The organism is Campylobacter volucris (assembly GCF_008245045.1).
GTDB lineage: Bacteria > Campylobacterota > Campylobacteria > Campylobacterales > Campylobacteraceae > Campylobacter_D > Campylobacter_D volucris.
Genome location: NZ_CP043428.1, coordinates 683,608 through 699,004, shown reverse-complemented (window position 1 = coordinate 699,004; position 15,397 = coordinate 683,608). Strand labels below are relative to the sequence as shown.

The 15,397-nt window shown below is 26.5% G+C and carries 20 protein-coding genes; 5 read left to right on the top strand and 15 right to left on the bottom strand.

Annotated elements, in window-relative coordinates:
- Positions 1 to 31: 31 nt before the first annotated feature.
- Together CVOLT_RS08315 and CVOLT_RS03705 are read right to left on the bottom strand one after the other, a co-directional pair.
- Complete coding sequence (locus CVOLT_RS08315) at positions 32 to 367, bottom strand: hypothetical protein (protein WP_496109367.1); 336 nt, start codon at positions 365 to 367, stop codon at positions 32 to 34.
- A gap of 88 nt (positions 368 to 455) precedes the next feature.
- Positions 456 to 1,523: an integrase/recombinase gene (locus CVOLT_RS03705; protein WP_039665498.1), complete on the bottom strand. Its 1,068-nt coding sequence runs from the start codon at positions 1,521 to 1,523 to the stop codon at positions 456 to 458.
- A 100-nt stretch (positions 1,524 to 1,623) separates the two neighbouring features.
- Here CVOLT_RS03705 and CVOLT_RS03700 point away from each other — a divergent pair, with 100 nt between their 5' ends.
- On the top strand, positions 1,624 to 1,818 hold the full coding sequence (locus CVOLT_RS03700; protein WP_039665497.1) for a hypothetical protein: 195 nt from the start codon (positions 1,624 to 1,626) through the stop codon (positions 1,816 to 1,818).
- 376 nt (positions 1,819 to 2,194) lie between these two features.
- On the opposite strand, the gene CVOLT_RS03695 is transcribed toward CVOLT_RS03700, so the two are convergent.
- Together CVOLT_RS03695 and CVOLT_RS03690 are read right to left on the bottom strand one after the other, a co-directional pair.
- Positions 2,195 to 2,683, bottom strand: coding sequence for a phosphohistidine phosphatase (locus CVOLT_RS03695; RefSeq protein ID WP_039665496.1), 489 nt, complete (start codon positions 2,681 to 2,683; stop codon positions 2,195 to 2,197).
- The gene (locus CVOLT_RS03690) at positions 2,680 to 3,204 is read right to left on the bottom strand and encodes a rhomboid family intramembrane serine protease (RefSeq protein WP_039665495.1); all 525 of its coding nucleotides are present in this window, start codon (positions 3,202 to 3,204) and stop codon (positions 2,680 to 2,682) included. Before CVOLT_RS03690 ends, CVOLT_RS03695 begins: the two co-directional genes overlap by 4 nt.
- Before the next feature lie 98 nt (positions 3,205 to 3,302).
- Here CVOLT_RS03690 and CVOLT_RS03685 point away from each other — a divergent pair, with 98 nt between their 5' ends.
- Positions 3,303 to 3,716 carry a PepSY-like domain-containing protein gene (locus CVOLT_RS03685; RefSeq protein ID WP_039665494.1) on the top strand — a complete coding sequence of 138 codons (414 nt, stop codon included), beginning with the start codon at positions 3,303 to 3,305 and terminating at the stop codon, positions 3,714 to 3,716.
- 7 nt (positions 3,717 to 3,723) lie between these two features.
- Here the strand turns inward: CVOLT_RS03685 and CVOLT_RS03680 are convergent, their stop codons facing one another.
- Both CVOLT_RS03680 and ybeY read right to left on the bottom strand, forming a co-directional pair.
- The gene (locus CVOLT_RS03680) at positions 3,724 to 4,686 is read right to left on the bottom strand and encodes a DUF3298 and DUF4163 domain-containing protein (RefSeq protein WP_052243165.1); all 963 of its coding nucleotides are present in this window, start codon (positions 4,684 to 4,686) and stop codon (positions 3,724 to 3,726) included.
- Positions 4,687 to 4,690: 4 nt separating this feature from the next.
- On the bottom strand, positions 4,691 to 5,104 hold the full coding sequence (ybeY, locus tag CVOLT_RS03675; protein WP_039665493.1) for an rRNA maturation RNase YbeY: 414 nt from the start codon (positions 5,102 to 5,104) through the stop codon (positions 4,691 to 4,693).
- A 56-nt stretch (positions 5,105 to 5,160) separates the two neighbouring features.
- Between ybeY and queC the strand changes: the two genes are divergently transcribed.
- Positions 5,161 to 5,826: a 7-cyano-7-deazaguanine synthase QueC gene (gene queC / locus CVOLT_RS03670; protein ID WP_039665492.1), complete on the top strand. Its 666-nt coding sequence runs from the start codon at positions 5,161 to 5,163 to the stop codon at positions 5,824 to 5,826.
- 65 nt (positions 5,827 to 5,891) lie between these two features.
- Positions 5,892 to 6,464, top strand: a complete 573-nt coding sequence (locus CVOLT_RS03665; RefSeq protein WP_039665491.1) for a YceI family protein — start codon at positions 5,892 to 5,894, stop codon at positions 6,462 to 6,464.
- Positions 6,465 to 6,497: 33 nt separating this feature from the next.
- Here the strand turns inward: CVOLT_RS03665 and CVOLT_RS03660 are convergent, their stop codons facing one another.
- The 6 genes from CVOLT_RS03660 to mobB all read right to left on the bottom strand — a co-directional run bounded on the left by CVOLT_RS03660 (position 6,498) and on the right by mobB (position 11,694).
- Complete coding sequence (locus CVOLT_RS03660; RefSeq protein ID WP_039665490.1) at positions 6,498 to 7,241, bottom strand: major antigenic peptide PEB2; 744 nt, start codon at positions 7,239 to 7,241, stop codon at positions 6,498 to 6,500.
- Between the two features lie 75 nt (positions 7,242 to 7,316).
- The gene (locus tag CVOLT_RS03655) at positions 7,317 to 8,258 is read right to left on the bottom strand and encodes a hypothetical protein (protein WP_039665489.1); all 942 of its coding nucleotides are present in this window, start codon (positions 8,256 to 8,258) and stop codon (positions 7,317 to 7,319) included.
- Between the two features lies 1 nt (position 8,259).
- Positions 8,260 to 10,149 carry a methionine--tRNA ligase gene (gene metG, locus CVOLT_RS03650; protein WP_039665488.1) on the bottom strand — a complete coding sequence of 630 codons (1,890 nt, stop codon included), beginning with the start codon at positions 10,147 to 10,149 and terminating at the stop codon, positions 8,260 to 8,262.
- A 13-nt stretch (positions 10,150 to 10,162) separates the two neighbouring features.
- Positions 10,163 to 10,357: a hypothetical protein gene (locus CVOLT_RS03645; protein WP_039665487.1), complete on the bottom strand. Its 195-nt coding sequence runs from the start codon at positions 10,355 to 10,357 to the stop codon at positions 10,163 to 10,165.
- Positions 10,357 to 11,205 (bottom strand): class 1 fructose-bisphosphatase, encoded by an 849-nt coding sequence (locus CVOLT_RS03640; RefSeq protein ID WP_039665486.1) that lies wholly within the window; start codon positions 11,203 to 11,205, stop codon positions 10,357 to 10,359. Before CVOLT_RS03640 ends, CVOLT_RS03645 begins: the two co-directional genes overlap by 1 nt.
- A 9-nt stretch (positions 11,206 to 11,214) precedes the next feature.
- Positions 11,215 to 11,694, bottom strand: coding sequence for a molybdopterin-guanine dinucleotide biosynthesis protein B (mobB, locus tag CVOLT_RS03635; RefSeq protein ID WP_039665485.1), 480 nt, complete (start codon positions 11,692 to 11,694; stop codon positions 11,215 to 11,217).
- Between the two features lie 88 nt (positions 11,695 to 11,782).
- On the opposite strand from mobB, the gene CVOLT_RS03630 reads away from it, so the two are divergent.
- Positions 11,783 to 12,277, top strand: a complete 495-nt coding sequence (locus tag CVOLT_RS03630; RefSeq protein WP_039665484.1) for a hypothetical protein — start codon at positions 11,783 to 11,785, stop codon at positions 12,275 to 12,277.
- Here CVOLT_RS03630 and CVOLT_RS03625 read toward each other — a convergent pair.
- Genes CVOLT_RS03625 through gltX form a run of 3 tightly spaced genes read right to left on the bottom strand, consistent with a single transcriptional unit; the run spans position 12,165 to position 15,387 of the window.
- Positions 12,165 to 13,802, bottom strand: a complete 1,638-nt coding sequence (locus CVOLT_RS03625; RefSeq protein WP_039665483.1) for a soluble lytic murein transglycosylase — start codon at positions 13,800 to 13,802, stop codon at positions 12,165 to 12,167. The two genes, CVOLT_RS03630 and CVOLT_RS03625, sit on opposite strands and share 113 nt — an antisense overlap.
- Complete coding sequence (locus CVOLT_RS03620; protein ID WP_039665482.1) at positions 13,803 to 14,090, bottom strand: YggT family protein; 288 nt, start codon at positions 14,088 to 14,090, stop codon at positions 13,803 to 13,805. It abuts the gene before it with no gap.
- 1 nt (position 14,091) lies between these two features.
- A complete protein-coding gene (gltX, locus tag CVOLT_RS03615; protein ID WP_039665481.1) occupies positions 14,092 to 15,387 on the bottom strand; it encodes a glutamate--tRNA ligase in 1,296 nt (431 codons plus the stop codon).
- Positions 15,388 to 15,397: the final 10 nt, after the last annotated feature.

The following is a 15,397-nucleotide window of genomic DNA, read 5'->3' as shown; positions in this document are numbered from 1 at the left end:
TAAGTATATTATAACTTTTTATAGTAAAAAATTATTTTGCTGCTTGCATGGCTTGAGAAAGCATTTGCATGATTCTTGCATAAATACTTTGCATTTGCGAATTTAAACTTTGAATTTGAGCATTAATCACTTGAGCTTTTTGTGGTTCTTGACTTTCTTGTAATTTAGCACTTAATTCTGTGATTTTAGCTTGAATTTTGGCAAGCTCATCATATAATTTGCTTAATTCATCTTGACCATTTTTATCTTTTTTATCATTTTTTACGCTTTTTTGTAGTTCTTGTATGCCTTTTGGAAGTTTAAAATTTATGAAATTTTTATCTTGCGTTGAATTTTTATTTTCATCTTTTTGAGAGTTATTTAATATATGAAGGATTGATATTATAAGTATTACTATTTATTTTCATAATTTTCCTTAAAAATTTTCCGTAAAAATCGGAATAAATTTTAAAAATTTAAGTTTTATCGTGAAGTTTTTTAGCCACTTCTGCGGCTAGTTTTAATTTTTCATTATCAAAATGAGTATAAATTCTTGAAGTATTTAAACTAGCATGACCTAATGCTTCTTGAACTAAAATCAAATCTTTTTGTTTTTTATAGAGTAGGGTGGCAAAAGTATGTCTTAGCATATGAGCTCCATTTTTTTGCTTGCGAATACCTGCTTTAAATAAAATTTGCTCTACTATACGAGAAACATAAGCTTGGGTTAAAGCTTTGCCATTGCGATTTACAAATAAAAGTCCATCTTGTGAAAGATAATTTACTTTTACATCTTTTAAAAGGTGTTCTATAAGCTCTTTTTTTATCATCACAACGCGGTATTTATTCCCTTTAGCTCTAATGCGTATGATATAAAGATCATTTTCTTCATTAATATCTTTTAATTTTATATTAATAGCCTCACTAACTCGAATTCCTGTAAAAATGATAATTTTTATAATCAAGCGATTACGAATGGTATTATTTTTAAAATCAATCTCATCAATAGCATCTAAAAATTTACCCACCTCTTCTTCGCTCATATATTCAGGCAACTTCACACCCTTAAGTCCGCTTATACCACTCCAATTTTTAAGATTTATATCAAAAATATGAGCTTTATTTTCTTCTTCATTTTGTTTATCTAAAAATGCAAAAAAGTTAATCACTGCAATACGATAGTTTTTCTTACTAGCATCAGACAATGAAGCGCTAATACTTGCTAAAATTTCCACCAAAAGTTCTTCATCTATTTGTTTTAGTGAATAAAGTTTATAAAACATCAAATATTCAAAAAGCTTTTTTAAAGGATTAAAATAAGTACTTACACCATTAAGTCCTGCATTTCTAGCTTTTTTTACATAAGCGTCAAGCTCTTGTATGTTTTTAACGCCTTTGCTTAAAGATAAGTTAATCAAAGCTAAAGCTTGAGGGTCTTTTAATTCTTTATTAGACAAAGAATTAAGTTTAAATTTGACATATCTACCAAGCCAAAATAAAAATGATTTTTCAAAACTTTCTTCACAATCTAGTGGATATTTCATTTTCAATCTCCAAAACTTTCAAAACAGCTTAAAAAATTATAAATAAATCTTACTTAAAATTATCTAGCTATAATGTTAAAAAACAAAATAGGGCATAATTATGTTTTTTAAGAAAAAAACTCCACAAACTAAACAAAATAACACTTTAAAACAAAATAGCATTACTAAAACTGATTTTGCACAAGAAAAAAGACTTTATGAATTTAAAAACAATATGAAAAAACTTTCTCAAGATGAAAATAGTGCCATGCTTTTAGCAAAACAACTTTCAAGATTAATCATAAAATCCAAATAATTACTCAAATTAATATTTTATATCCAAATGCATAAAAACTTTAAATTTTAAGCAATTTATCTAATAAAAAAATATTTTAAATAAAACTTAATATATACATAAAATTATATGACTAATGGTAAAATCTTGAAATTTTATATATTTTATATTGAAAACTATAATTTTCAAACTTTTATATTTTACTATATTCTTATAAATATACCATCTTATAAAAATACTAATATATAGGTATTTAAAGCATTTTAACTTTTGTATTAAAACAACTTATCCACAAAAAAATAATGATAATTCTTTGAAAAATATTTTTGCAAGTTTTACAAATATTTATGTGAGTTTATAAATATATACAAGTTTAAGTAAATTTTTATTTTATAAATTAATCATTTTTACTCTTTGGATAATCAAAAAAAACAAGCTCTCCGCTTTGCTCTTTTATATCTTTAAAAGAACAAACATCAAATTTCAAACACATGATCGATGAAGTTGGAAAATTATCTATATCAATCAAAGCAAGATACTCACATAATTGTATAAGTATAGGATTATGCATTATAAACACCACCCTACTCTTTTGCAGTGAGCTTATAAAATTTAAAATTTCAGTTATATTGTGTTGATAAAAGCTTTGTTCTATGAAAATATCTTTTTCTTTTATATCAAAAGTTTTACAAAGTTTTTGTGCGGTTTTTATACACCTTTTAGCTGGAGATGAAAAGATACATTCAGCTTGAAAATTCAATGTTTTAAGCCTAGAGCACATGGTTTTTAAATCTTCTTTACCGCTAGAGCTTAAATCTCTTTGTAAATCTTCTGTTTTGGGATCTTTTTGGGCTTTTGCGTGTCTTATAAGATAAATATATTTCATTTGATAATCTTAAATTTAGCAAATATATATCCGCATATAAAACCAAAAATATGTGAATACCAAGCAACATTAACACCCATGAAAATAGGCACAAAGCTCATAAGTAATCCTGCTATAATCAATCCTTTTGTAGCACTTTTATCTAAAAATGCATAAAAACCCATTAAAACAAAGATTGCACCACTAGCTCCAACTAAATTTACCAAAGTCCCATTATAGGTTAAATACAAATAAAAAACACTCAATAAAGAGCAAAACACCCCACCCACCAAATACAAGAGTGTAAATTTCAACCAACCTAAATAATTTTCTAATAAAAGTCCAAATTGATACAAAACTATCATATTTAATATCAAATGTGTCCAATTACCATGCATAAACATCGAGCTTAAAACTTGCCAATAAAAAGAATCAAAAAAGAATAAATTCAAACCTAAAAGAAGATCTATATTAAAAGAACTAAGATAATTTGCATATACAAATATCATAAAATTTAGCGCTATTAAAAAATAAACGACCATAACCAAAGCTACCTTTTATAAGCTTTTTAAAATAATTTACACACAAAATTCACATTTAATTAATATAATATCGGCAAAAACTAAAATAAGGTTAAAAAATGAAAAAACTAATTTTGATATTTTTTTTAAGCTTTAATCTTTTAAATGCTGGCATAGTAATATCTCCTGATTCTCTTCCTGTGGATATTAAAAAATTTATACAAGAACATTTTCCTGGTGCGACAATAGGATTGGTCGAGCAAGATAGTCATTCTTATGAAATATATTTAAGCGATGGTAGCGAGCTTGAATTTTTTCTAAATAGCAAACTTAAAGAAGCTGAAAATCACAGAGCCTTAAACATTAGTATTTTACCTATACCTGTACAAAATACCATCAAAAATACTCACCCTAATGCTTCTGTTATTGAAGTTGAAAGAAAAATTTCTCATTATAAAATAAAACTCAATAATGAAATAAAATTATATATTGATGATAATGGAATTATTTTAAGACAAAAATACGATGATTGAGCTTATTTTATAAGCTCAAATAGGCTAGTTTAGAATTAGCTCTCCAAAAAGGTTTTAATTCTTCATAAGAAATAAAAAGTTCTATAACACCACTAGAATAAGGTGCTATCTCATAAGGTTCCCAAATAAATATCAAACCATTTTGTCTAACTTCAAAAATTTCACTCATTTTAAATTCATCTATATTAAAAAACTCATTTTTATCATGCTCTTTTAAAAGCTTTGATTTGATTAAATTAATAAATTCATCATTTTCGATTTTTAATTCATTTTTTAGGTGGATTAATTTCATACTATCAATATCATAAGTTTTTCTTTGAATTTTTGTTATTCCGTGAGCTCCGCCTTTGTATTCATAAATACTTTTACCCAATGAAATAATTTTTTCATCATAGTAAAATATATAACTTTGATTTAAATTTTCATTAGAACTTATAGCTTCATTACGCCATTTTTCATTTGCTTGAGCAAGTTTTTCTTTAAGAGATTTTTTGTCTAAATTTTCATTAAAATCATCTATGATTTTTTGTAATTTTTGATTTTTAGTGTCAATAAACACCAAAGAATCAACAAATTCAAATTCTATATCTTTATTTTCTTTAGAAGTCATTTTATCTTTTAAAGTAAGTTGATAAATTTTTGCCTTTATATCATCTTTTTTAAAAACAAAATTTTCGTTTTTTTCATTTATTTTGCATAAGGCTTGAAAATCTTCCTTTGAAGTGTTTTCAATCGCACAACTTCCAAAATTAGATGCTTCTATAATATATTTTGCATTTTTCGCACTACCCCAAAAACTATAACTACTATTTTTATCTTCAATAAAACCATAGCTTGTATTGCTTTTTTGTGATTCATATAAAGATATATACAATTGTTTTGATTGAAGTATTTGTACATTAAATACATTTTCTTCATATGCAAAAATACTACTAGCGCATAAAATAAAACCTAAAAATACTTTTTTCATTACCCTACTCTCCTTTTTGTGTCCTTATTATCAAACTTGGTGGAAGTTTGAAAAATCCAATCAACTCTTTTTCCTTTTCTCTCATTTGACCTTGATCTACTTCATGATCATAGCCTAATAAATGAAGCATAGCATGTATAAATAATAATGCAATTTCTTCATCTTGAGTGTGATTAAATTCCAAAGCCTTGGTTTTAACTTCATCCAAATTAATCACAATAGAACCTAATAAATTATTAAAATTTGGCTCTAAAGGAAAAGAAAGTACATCTGTACTTTTATCAATACCTCTTTGTTTTAAATTGATTTTATGCATAGTTATTTTATCAACAAATACAAGCTCTACATCAGCATTACTGATCTTTGAAGCAATTTTTTCAAGAAAAGAAATATCAATTTCTTCTTCGCACAAAATCATTATTATCCTTTTGTTTTTATAATTTCAAATTATATCAAATTTTACTAAGGAAAAATATGAAAAAAGCTTTATGTATAATAAGCGGTGGGATGGATAGTACTCTTTGTGCGTATCTAGCTAAAAAAGAAAAATATGACATTATTGCCTTGCATTTTGATTACAATCAACGAACTATGCGTAAAGAAAGAGAATGCTTTGAAAAAATTTGTAAAGAATTAGATGTTAAAAATAAATATATATTAGATGTTTCATTTATCGCAGATATTGGAAATAATTCTTTAACCGATTTTAATCTTACTATTCCTAAAAATGAACTTCACAAAAATGAACTTCCAAATACCTATGTGCCTTTTAGAAATGGTATATTTTTATCCATAGCTGGAGCAATTGCTGAAAAAGAAAATTGCGAGAGTATTTTTATAGGAGTTGTGCAAGAAGATAGCAGTGGTTATCCTGATTGTTCTCAAAATTTTATACAAGATGCAAATAAATTTATCAATAGTGGAACAAGTAAAAATTTCAAAACTCAAATCAAAACTCCATTAATCAAGCTAAGTAAAGCACAAATTGTAGCATTAGCTATACAAGAAAATGTCGCACTAAAATACACTTGGTCATGCTATGAAAAAGAAGATAAAGCTTGTGGAAAATGCGATAGTTGCTTATTAAGATTAAAAGGTTTTAATGAAATTGGCATTAAAGATGAAATTGAATATGAATAAGACATTAACTATTTACAATTTCATAATAAAATTTATTACTTAAAATTTTAAATTAAAGGAAAAATATGAAAAAAATATTATTAAGCTCAATATTAGCTGTTTCTTTATTAGGTGTAAATGCAATAGCTAAAGATTTTAGTATCGACAAGGCTCATTCTAGTGTTGGATTTAAAATCAAACACTTGCAAATTAGCAATATCAGCGGAAGCTTCAAAGACTATGATGCAAATATAGATTTTAATAGCGATACTTTTGAATTCAACAAACTTCAAGCTAATGTAAAAATCTCTTCTATTGACACAGATAATCAAACTAGAGATACTCATTTACAAGGTGATGATTTTTTCAAAACAAAAAAATATCCTGAAATGACTTTTACTATGAGTAAATATGAGAAAATTTCTAATGAAAAAGGTAAAATGTATGGAACTTTAAATATAGCTGGAGTTTCAAAAGATATAGTTTTAGATACTGAATTTGGTGGCGTTGCTAAAATGGATAATGGAAAAGAAAAAGTTGGTTTTTCACTTAAAGGAGAGATCAAAAGAAGTGATTTTAAATTTGCATCTGAGACTTCTACTTTAAAACTTGGTGATGAAATCACTATTAATATTGATACTCAAATGAGCGAAAAATAATTTTTACAAGCGTTAAAAACGCTTGTAAAATAATTACTTAGCTATCCATCCTTCTTGTTTCCATATTTTTTGAGCTTCTTTGCTTTGTGTAAATTTGATAAATTCAGCAACTTTTTCATTTTTTAACCCTTTTGCTGTTGGAACTATCTCAGCTGCTCTATAAATAATAGCATTTTTATCTGCTTTGATGAATTTGTTTTCTTTTTCACCTACTGCTTTAATCCAATGAGTCCAAATAATCAAAGCGTCTATATTTTTATTATTTTTCCACTCATCTACTGCTGCTTTTGAATTTTTAGCATATACTTTAATGTTTTTTCTAAGCTTTTCTAAATTTTCTACTTTACCAGTTTTTAAAGCCATATCTTCATAAAGACCAACTTGCCCTGCTCCATCAACAACCATAACATTAACACCATCTTTTAAAAGATCTTCAAATTTTTTGATGTTTTTAGGATTATCAGCTCTTACTATCATCCCTGAACCTCTAGCATTTAAAACTTGTACATCATCAATTTTAATTTGCTCAGGCATAGCTTTGATAAAACCATCCATCATTGAAGTATTACCTGAAAAAATAATATCAGCATCTTTTTTAGCTTTTTTCATCCATTTAGAAGTTGGACCAGCTGTAACTACAACTTTTTCTCCAGTTTTTTCTTCAAAATTTTTGGCCAATTCTTTTAAAACTGGAGCAGGACCGCCTGGACCATAAACTAAAATTTCAGCATTTAAAGCTGCAGCCGCAAAAAGACTTAAAAATAATATTTTTTTCATATTTTTCCTTTATCATTAAAATGTAAGGCGTTAATATATATTTTTAAAGTTAATAAAAGTTATCATTAAATAATTTTAATCAAACAAAGAATAATCTTTATCTTTTGGTAAAAATACATTTAAAAATTCTTCTTTATTTTCATTGATAAGGCAATATTTAAAATTCATATTTTTTTTCAAATCTTCTAAATTTGCATATGAAAAATCACAAAATAAAGAATTTTTTAACGCTATTTTAAATTCTTTCAAATCTTGAATTTTATCAGCTATAAAAGAAAAATGTTTTTCATCTTCTACGAGTAAAATCACTCTAGAACTTGTTCCAAAAGCACAAATTTGATTTTTATTGTCTAAAAAATACGCATCAAAAAGCTCTAATTTTTTATCATTAAAAGAAAAATGAAACTGATGATCTTCTATAAAACGAATATAACTCGCAAAAATATCAGCATAAAAAAAGGCAAATTTTAAATCTTTAAAATACAAATTTTTACAAAGCAAACTAGTATAAAATAAGGATTTTTTACCCAATACTTCATAAGGATTTTTTTGCAAAGAAAGATAATTAGGACTTAATTTTAAAATATAATTCTCATCATCTAAACAAAATAAAATATTTTCTTTGGAATTTTTTAAAGTATAAAAATCTAAAAAAATATCTCCTTGTAAAACCTTAAACCCAAAAGCTGGAGCAAATTTTAACTCTACACTAGAGCAAAATAAAAATTTACACGATTTTTCTTGGATTAAAAATCTAAAAAATCTAAAAATCGCTTCTTCTAAATCATCTACTTGAAGATAAAATACTTCTTTGTCATTTATATTAGTATTTTCTTTACTTACTATAACATAAGCTCCAAGCTTTATAGCATAATCAATTTGTTCAATATTTCTTGCAAAAAAAACACTTGCGGGCTTAATATGATTTAAATCAATACTAAAATCATAAACACTTGAAGTTGCTCCATAATTTAAAATTTTAGCATTGATTAACTCGCAAAAATTTGAAATATTCATACTATCCTATTAAGGCGCCATTTTCTATAAAAGACTCTGGGCTAATTAAAGTTAATTTTCCATTTTTTTCAGCACTTAAAATCATTCCTTGACTTTCATGTCCAAAAATTTTAGCTTTTTTAAGATTAGTGATAACACAAACTTGCTTTCCTATAAGCTCACTTGCTTTATAAAATTTAGCTATACCTGAAAGGACTTGTCTTGTTTCGCCATTTTCAAGTTCAAGTTTAAATTTTAAAAGTTTTTCACTACCTTCTATGTTTTCACATTCTTTTACTAAGGCAACTTGAATTTTTATTTTTTTAAAATCATCGATTTTAATTTGAGCTAAATTTGCTGTTTGGTGCTCTTGTTTGAATTCTTGTTTAGTTTCTTCTTTTGGTTCAATTTTAGGAAATAAAACCTCACAAATTTGCGTTTTAAAATTTAATAATTCATTTTGTTCAATGATTTTTTGATAGTTTAGAGTAGAAATTTCAAAGCCCAAAGCTTTTGCAATTTTTAAAGAAGTTTTTGGCATAGCAGCAAAAAGCAAAATACTCACTTTTGCTAAAATATTAGCACATAATGCGACTAAAGCATTAGCTTTGGTGTTTTCATTGTTTTTGATTAAATTCCAAGGTTCATATTTACTAATGCTTAAATTTGCTAAAGCAAGAGCTTTAAAAAGTTCTTCTAAGTAACGATTTGGCTGGATATTTTCTAAAGAATTAATCGCATTTTGCAAATATCCTTGGCATTCTTTTAATTCTTCATTGAAAAATTCTTGCACATTTTTTGACTCTATAATATTTTGAGAGTATTTTGCACTCATACCTATAATTCTATTTAATAAATTTCCTAATTCATTGCTTAATTCTGCATTGATTCTTGTGATTAATGCTTTTTGAGAATAATCACCATCATTGCCAAAAGGAACTTCTCTTAATAAAAAATACCTAAAACTTTCCAAACCAAACATATCTGCAACTTCTTTTGGAGAGATGACATTACCTTTTGATTTGCTCATTTTTTCACCATCTTTAGTCCACCAGCCATGAGCAGCAATAAATTTTGGCAAAGGAAGTTCTAAACTCATTAAAAAAGCTGGCCAATACACAGCATGAAAACGCAAAATATCCTTTCCTACAAAATGAATATGAGCTGGCCAAAATTTCATATTTTGCTCATCATTACCCCATCCTAAAGCACTAATATAATTCATCAAAGCATCAAGCCAAACATAAACTACATGCTTATCATCGTTTAATTCTTTTGGTAGTTTTACTCCCCATTCAAAACTAGTTCTAGTAATAGAAAGATCTTTTAAACCTCCCTCAACAAAATTAATCAATTCATTAGCTTTATTTTTTGGGATGATAGGTTCTTGTTCTTTATACCATTTTAAAATTTGATCTTGATATTTAGATAGCTTAAAAAAATAACTCTCTTCTTTTAAAAGCTCTGTTTTTTTACCACAATCTGGACAATGACACTCATTAACAAGCTGAGTTTGTGTAAAATAACTCTCGCAAGAAACACAATAAAATCCTTCATAAACTCCTTTGTAGATATCGCCTTTTTCAAACATTTTACTAAAAGCTTTTTGCACACTTAATTTATGACTTTCATCTGTGGTTCTTATAAATTTATCATAAGAAATTTCAAACTCATCCCAAAGTTTTTTAAATTTAGCACTAATCTCATCTGCATATTCTTTAGGAGTAAAATTTTTTAAATTTGCTGCTTGTTCTATTTTTTGACCATGCTCATCAGTACCTGTTAAAAAATAAGTCTCATGTCCTTTTAAACGATAAAATCTTGCAAAAGTATCAGCTATGATAGTCGTATAAGCATGACCTATATGTGCAACATCATTAACATAATATATCGGAGTAGTAATATAACGCATTTAAACCCTTTAATTAAAAATCAAAACCACCTTCTTTGCCCTTAGACATACTTTTATAGACCGTTTCTACATATTCTTTTCTTAAAGAACACTCAAAAACCAAAGAGCAAGGAAGGCAAGATTTTAATTTTTTTTGATTTTGACAAGCAATTAATTCTTCTTTTTTTAATTCTAATGCTTGTTCGTATTCATCTTTTATTTCAGCCATTAAAGACCTTTATATGCTTGCTTTAATTTTTCCATTTCATATTTTGAACCTAAAAAGCAAGGTGTGCTAGAGTGAATTTTTTCAAATTCTAATATTAATAAAGAATCATTTTTTCCATCACTTGATAAACCTTTAGCTTTTTCAAATATAAAAGCAAAAGGGAAAACTTCAAAATATGCTCTTAATTTACCATTTGGAGCATCATTTGTCGCAGGATATGAAAACAACCCTCCACCCTTTAATAAAATTTGATGTAAATCACTAACCATAGCTCCAGAATATCTCAAGCGATATCCTTCATCAAATAATGATTTTATAAATTCTTTATGGACACTTGACCAATTTTTTTGCGTTCCACCTGTTGCGTTTAGTTTTCCTTTTTCGCCAAGTATTAAATCTTTTACAAAAACAAATTCATTATTTTTGTTTAATCTATAAAGTTTAGGAGTATCGATGCATATTACAAGTTCTAATCTCACACCATAAATAGCATAAATTGCTGCTTTTAAATTCTTTGCCTTTAAATCATTTTCATAAATAGCAAAAATAGAACCTATGGCAAAATTTACATCTACTAAAGATGAACCATCTAAAGGATCATAAGCTATGATGTATTTTTGATTTTCATCGATGATTAGTTGATCTTGCTTTTCTTCGCTGATTAAACTTTTTACTTCTTTTGTATCTTTTAAAATTTTGGTGATAATCTCATCACTTTTAACATCAAGCTTTAGCTGTGTATCACCTGTGGCATTTTGTGAAGAAGTATAGTCAAAATCTTCTAAGTATCTTAATTCCTGTGAAATTTTAATCACTGCTTTTTGTATATTTTCGATGATATTTTGCATTCTTTTTCCTTAAACTTTTTTTGAATTTTTTAATATAAATTCGCAAATACTTTCTAAATCATTTAAATCAAGCCAAGTAAGTTTATCATGTGTAATTTTTTTATAACTTGCAATAGCATGAGAATACTCAAAATACTCTTCATCAATTTCTTTGCAAAAAACACTAATTCTAGGCATATCTAAGGTTTTTAATCCTTCGATAAATAAAAAATCAAATTCTCCAAGCTTAGCAATAGCTTCATCTAAATCACTAGATGAATGCATAAATAAAGTAGTTCTTGTAGGGCTTAGCACCATCACATCCGCACCACTTTGAAAAAATTTAAAACTATCTTTTTTTGCTATATCAAAACAAGCTTTATCAGCTGGATCGTGTTTTATAATACACACTTTAAAATTTTTATCCATAAAATAACGCGCAATCTTTGTAATAAGTGTAGTTTTTCCTGAATTTGAAGGACCACTAAAAGCCATAGCTAATCTTTTCATTATCTACTCTACTTTATAAAGAAAATGAGCATAATTATATCTTTTTAAAATTAAAAGCTTATAATTATGAAAAAATTTAGGGATAAAAATGAAAAAACTCTTTATGATGATATTTTTGTTATTTTTTTTAAATGCTTGCTCAAATAAAACTCAAGAACAAAGCATTATCAATTTAAAAAGTCAAACTTTAATGTATGCGCAAAAAATTAATTTTGACTATAAAAATTCAAGAACCGTGGCTGTGCTTAGCTATTTAAATCCAGTATTAGATGAAAAAAGTGATAAAGAAATTTTTATACTAAGCTTCATACCTGATACAAAAATAAATATTAATCAAATTTCAGTGCTTATCGATGGAGAAAAAACAAAAATTACAAATTTAAATGAAAATAATGAGTTATTTAAATATATCATCAAAAGTGATTATGCAGCATACTACAAAATCACTCTTGACAAGCTAATAGATAAAACTATTTTAAGGCTAAATTCTTGTTTTGAGAATCAGTGTTTTGAGTCAAATTTTCAAAAAATTTCGAAATCGGTGTATTATCGTTCAGAAGATGCAAATAAACCACATAATTAGCTAAAACTTTTTTAGCATAATTTCTACTTTCAGCATAAGGAACCAATTCCATAGATAAAAATGGTTCATATTTTCCTTGTTTAAATAAATCTTCTCTTTTGAGCATTCTTGTTGTAAATCCTATGCCGCCATTATAAGCATAAGCAACGAAAATAGGAGAATTAAGCTTTGACTCAAGATAATCTAAATGATGGTTTGCAAAGGTATAAGCAATTTTTGGATCAAAAAGCATATCTTGATCAAAATTTGGAATTTGAAGTTCTTTATTGCCTATATGATTTGCTAAAAATGGTATAAATTGCATTATACCCAAAGCATAAGAAGTTGAAATCGCTGTTGGAATAAAACGGCTTTCTTGTCTTGCTAGAGCCAAAATCATAGCCTTTCTTTGTGTGCTATAATCTTTTAAAAGTTCAAAATACGGCATAATAAAATAATTTTTTTCAAAACCTTCTGCTCTTTCTTGGATATATGCATAAATAGCAATATTTTCTTTAGTATAAAATTCTTTAGCTAATTTAGCTAATTCTTTTTTAGGGGTTTTGTTGATTTTTTGAGAAAGAGCTTGCCAAGCAAAAGGATCTTTCATATTAAAATCATTTTTTTCTTTTTTTGGATCTAAAATTTCTATTTTATGGATAGGTTTTTGCTTTAATTCTCTTGCATAAAGACTATAAATATTTAAAGAACTGCTTTGAGATAATTCTTCTAAATATTTATCATCTTTGCTGATTTGATAAAGCCAAAAAGTAGCATTATCGACTAAAGCTTTGCTTTGAAATGTTTCTTTAGCAACTTTAAAAAATTCAAATGCTTTTTCATCGTTATCTTCTAAAATGGCATTAACTCCTAAATAAAAAGCATTATCTTGATGGGTTAAATTTGCATCCACATTGACTAAAGATTTTCTTATCAAAGGGCTTTTTTTCTTAATTACAAGCTCTCTTACAAAATTTGTAAATTCTTTTTCTTTAGCAAGCTCATTAACAAATTCAGCTTCTAAAAAGAAATCTTTTTTATTCTTATAAAAATCATAAATTTTATAAAAATTTGAACTATCATAATTTAACACCACATAGTTTAAAGGATCTTTAGAATCAAAAGCATCTAAAAGCTTAATAAGTTTTACATTCTCTTTAGGTATATTTTTTTTAATCTCATCACGAGTGCTTGAATTTAGATCTTGTATGAAAGTTAAACTATTTAATCTTACTAATTGGCATGATAAATTAGCATCTAAAATATTTTGAGTATTAAATTTATAGCAAAGCTCGTATTCTTTATTATATCCTAAAGGTGGAATGATAGCTTCAATTGCTGTTTTTATTTTACCTGCATAACGATAAATATGCTCTTTTAAACCCTCAGCATCTTTTTTTTCAATCTTATTAGCTTCTAATAAACGATATAAATAATAATCCTTAGCTAAAGAATTAGGTTTTTTCTCTAATTCTTCATAAGAATAAACAGCACAATTTGCATAAACAATACTCAAACATAAAATTACTAAACTTTTTTTTAACACTTATAAACTTCCTAAAATTAAATTTGTTAAAAATATTTGTATAAATTTAAGCGCTAAAATAATAATCAAAGGTGCTAAATCTATACTACCTATCATCGTAGGGATAAATCTTCTAACCAAATTATAAGCTGGCTGCGTTAAACGATATAAAATTTGCACAATTGGATTATATGGATCAGGTCTTACCCATGAGATTAAAGCTGCTATGATTACAACCCAAACATAAATATCAATAATCAAAGAAAAAATTTGAACTACAGAAATTATCAAACTTGAACCAATACCCATTTTAATCCTTTATGATTTCTTTTATAAAAGGTTTAATTAAAACATACAAATCACTAAGCTCAGGACCATGTTTTACACCTGTTAAAACTAAACGCAATGGCATAAAGAAATTTTTACCTTTTAAATTAGTTTTAGCCATAAGATCTTTTTTAAATGTTTCATAGTCTTGAGCTAATTCTAAATTTTGTAAAATATTTTTAATCATATTGCATTCATTTTCAAATTCTTCAAAATTCTTAGGTGCGAAGATATTTTGTATTTTTTCTTTGATTTCATTTAAAGTGCTAGCTTCTTGGGTATAAAATTTGGCTAATTTTGCCACATCTTTATCTAAATTTAACATTTCATTTAAAGCACTTTCATCAAGCATTTTGATATGCTCACGATTTATTTGCATTAAACGCTTAGTATCAAATCTAGCAGGAGACTTTGAAAGATTTTTTAAATCAAACCATTCTATGGCTTCTTCTAAGGTAAAAATTTCTTTAGGAGTTTTATTACCCAAAAGCAATAAATAATTTGCAATAGCACTAGCTAAATATCCATTATCAAGCATCCATTTTACGCTAGAATGAGCTTCTCTTTTGCTCATTTTAACACCTTCTTCGTTTAAAATAATAGGCAAATGTGCATAAGTCATACTTTTATCATATCCTAAACTTGCTCTAATATGCTCTTGTTTAGGAGTGTTTGAAACATGATCTTCACCCCTTATAATACAAGTAACGCCTTCTAACATATCATCTACTGCACAAGCAAAATTATAAGTTGGAGTTTTATCTGCTCTCATGATAACAAAACTATCAATATCAGCTGGATCAAAAGCAATCTCTCCTTTAATAAAATCAGTAAATTTCATCTCTTTGTTTGGTTTTTTAAGTCTTATAACAAATGGTTTTTCACTATTTAAAACATCAATATCAGCTAAATTCTCACAAGTTCCATCATATCTATAAGCTTGGTTTTTATTTTTTGCTTCTTCTTTTTTTTTCGCTAATTGCTCTTCAGTGCAAAAACACGCAAAAGCTTTTTTTTCACTTACTAGTTTTAAAGCCATTTGACGATGGAATTTTAAATTTTCACTTTGAATATAATAATGCTGCCAAGTAATCTTAAATTTATTTAAAATATCTTTTATCTCTTCTTCTTTTCCGGCTATATTTCTAGCATTATCAGTATCTTCTATACGCAAAATAAAATCAGTATTTTCTTGCTTAGCTTTAATGTAATTAATCAATGCAGCTCTTAAATTTCCAATATGCATATCTCCTGTAGGAGAAGGTGCAAACCTATACATTCAATATTCC

Bases quoted from the DNA above. Each gene is read 5' to 3' on its own strand.
- CVOLT_RS03685 (WP_039665494.1), top strand. From the start codon at position 3,303: ATGAAAAAACTAATTTTGATATTTTTTTTAAGCTTTAATCTTTTAAAT.
- CVOLT_RS03705 (WP_039665498.1), bottom strand. From the start codon at position 1,523: ATGAAATATCCACTAGATTGTGAAGAAAGTTTTGAAAAATCATTTTTA.
- CVOLT_RS03690 (WP_039665495.1), bottom strand. From the start codon at position 3,204: ATGGTCGTTTATTTTTTAATAGCGCTAAATTTTATGATATTTGTATAT.
- CVOLT_RS03630 (WP_039665484.1), top strand. From the start codon at position 11,783: ATGAAAAAACTCTTTATGATGATATTTTTGTTATTTTTTTTAAATGCT.
- CVOLT_RS03655 (WP_039665489.1), bottom strand. From the start codon at position 8,258: ATGAATATTTCAAATTTTTGCGAGTTAATCAATGCTAAAATTTTAAAT.
- ybeY (WP_039665493.1), bottom strand. From the start codon at position 5,104: ATGATTTTGTGCGAAGAAGAAATTGATATTTCTTTTCTTGAAAAAATT.
- gltX (WP_039665481.1), bottom strand. From the start codon at position 15,387: ATGTATAGGTTTGCACCTTCTCCTACAGGAGATATGCATATTGGAAAT.
- CVOLT_RS03700 (WP_039665497.1), top strand. From the start codon at position 1,624: ATGTTTTTTAAGAAAAAAACTCCACAAACTAAACAAAATAACACTTTA.
- CVOLT_RS03695 (WP_039665496.1), bottom strand. From the start codon at position 2,683: ATGAAATATATTTATCTTATAAGACACGCAAAAGCCCAAAAAGATCCC.
- CVOLT_RS03665 (WP_039665491.1), top strand. From the start codon at position 5,892: ATGAAAAAAATATTATTAAGCTCAATATTAGCTGTTTCTTTATTAGGT.
- metG (WP_039665488.1), bottom strand. From the start codon at position 10,149: ATGCGTTATATTACTACTCCGATATATTATGTTAATGATGTTGCACAT.
- CVOLT_RS03660 (WP_039665490.1), bottom strand. From the start codon at position 7,241: ATGAAAAAAATATTATTTTTAAGTCTTTTTGCGGCTGCAGCTTTAAAT.
- CVOLT_RS03620 (WP_039665482.1), bottom strand. From the start codon at position 14,090: ATGGGTATTGGTTCAAGTTTGATAATTTCTGTAGTTCAAATTTTTTCT.
- CVOLT_RS03645 (WP_039665487.1), bottom strand. From the start codon at position 10,357: ATGGCTGAAATAAAAGATGAATACGAACAAGCATTAGAATTAAAAAAA.
- mobB (WP_039665485.1), bottom strand. From the start codon at position 11,694: ATGAAAAGATTAGCTATGGCTTTTAGTGGTCCTTCAAATTCAGGAAAA.
- CVOLT_RS03680 (WP_052243165.1), bottom strand. From the start codon at position 4,686: ATGAAAAAAGTATTTTTAGGTTTTATTTTATGCGCTAGTAGTATTTTT.
- CVOLT_RS03640 (WP_039665486.1), bottom strand. From the start codon at position 11,205: ATGCAAAATATCATCGAAAATATACAAAAAGCAGTGATTAAAATTTCA.
- queC (WP_039665492.1), top strand. From the start codon at position 5,161: ATGAAAAAAGCTTTATGTATAATAAGCGGTGGGATGGATAGTACTCTT.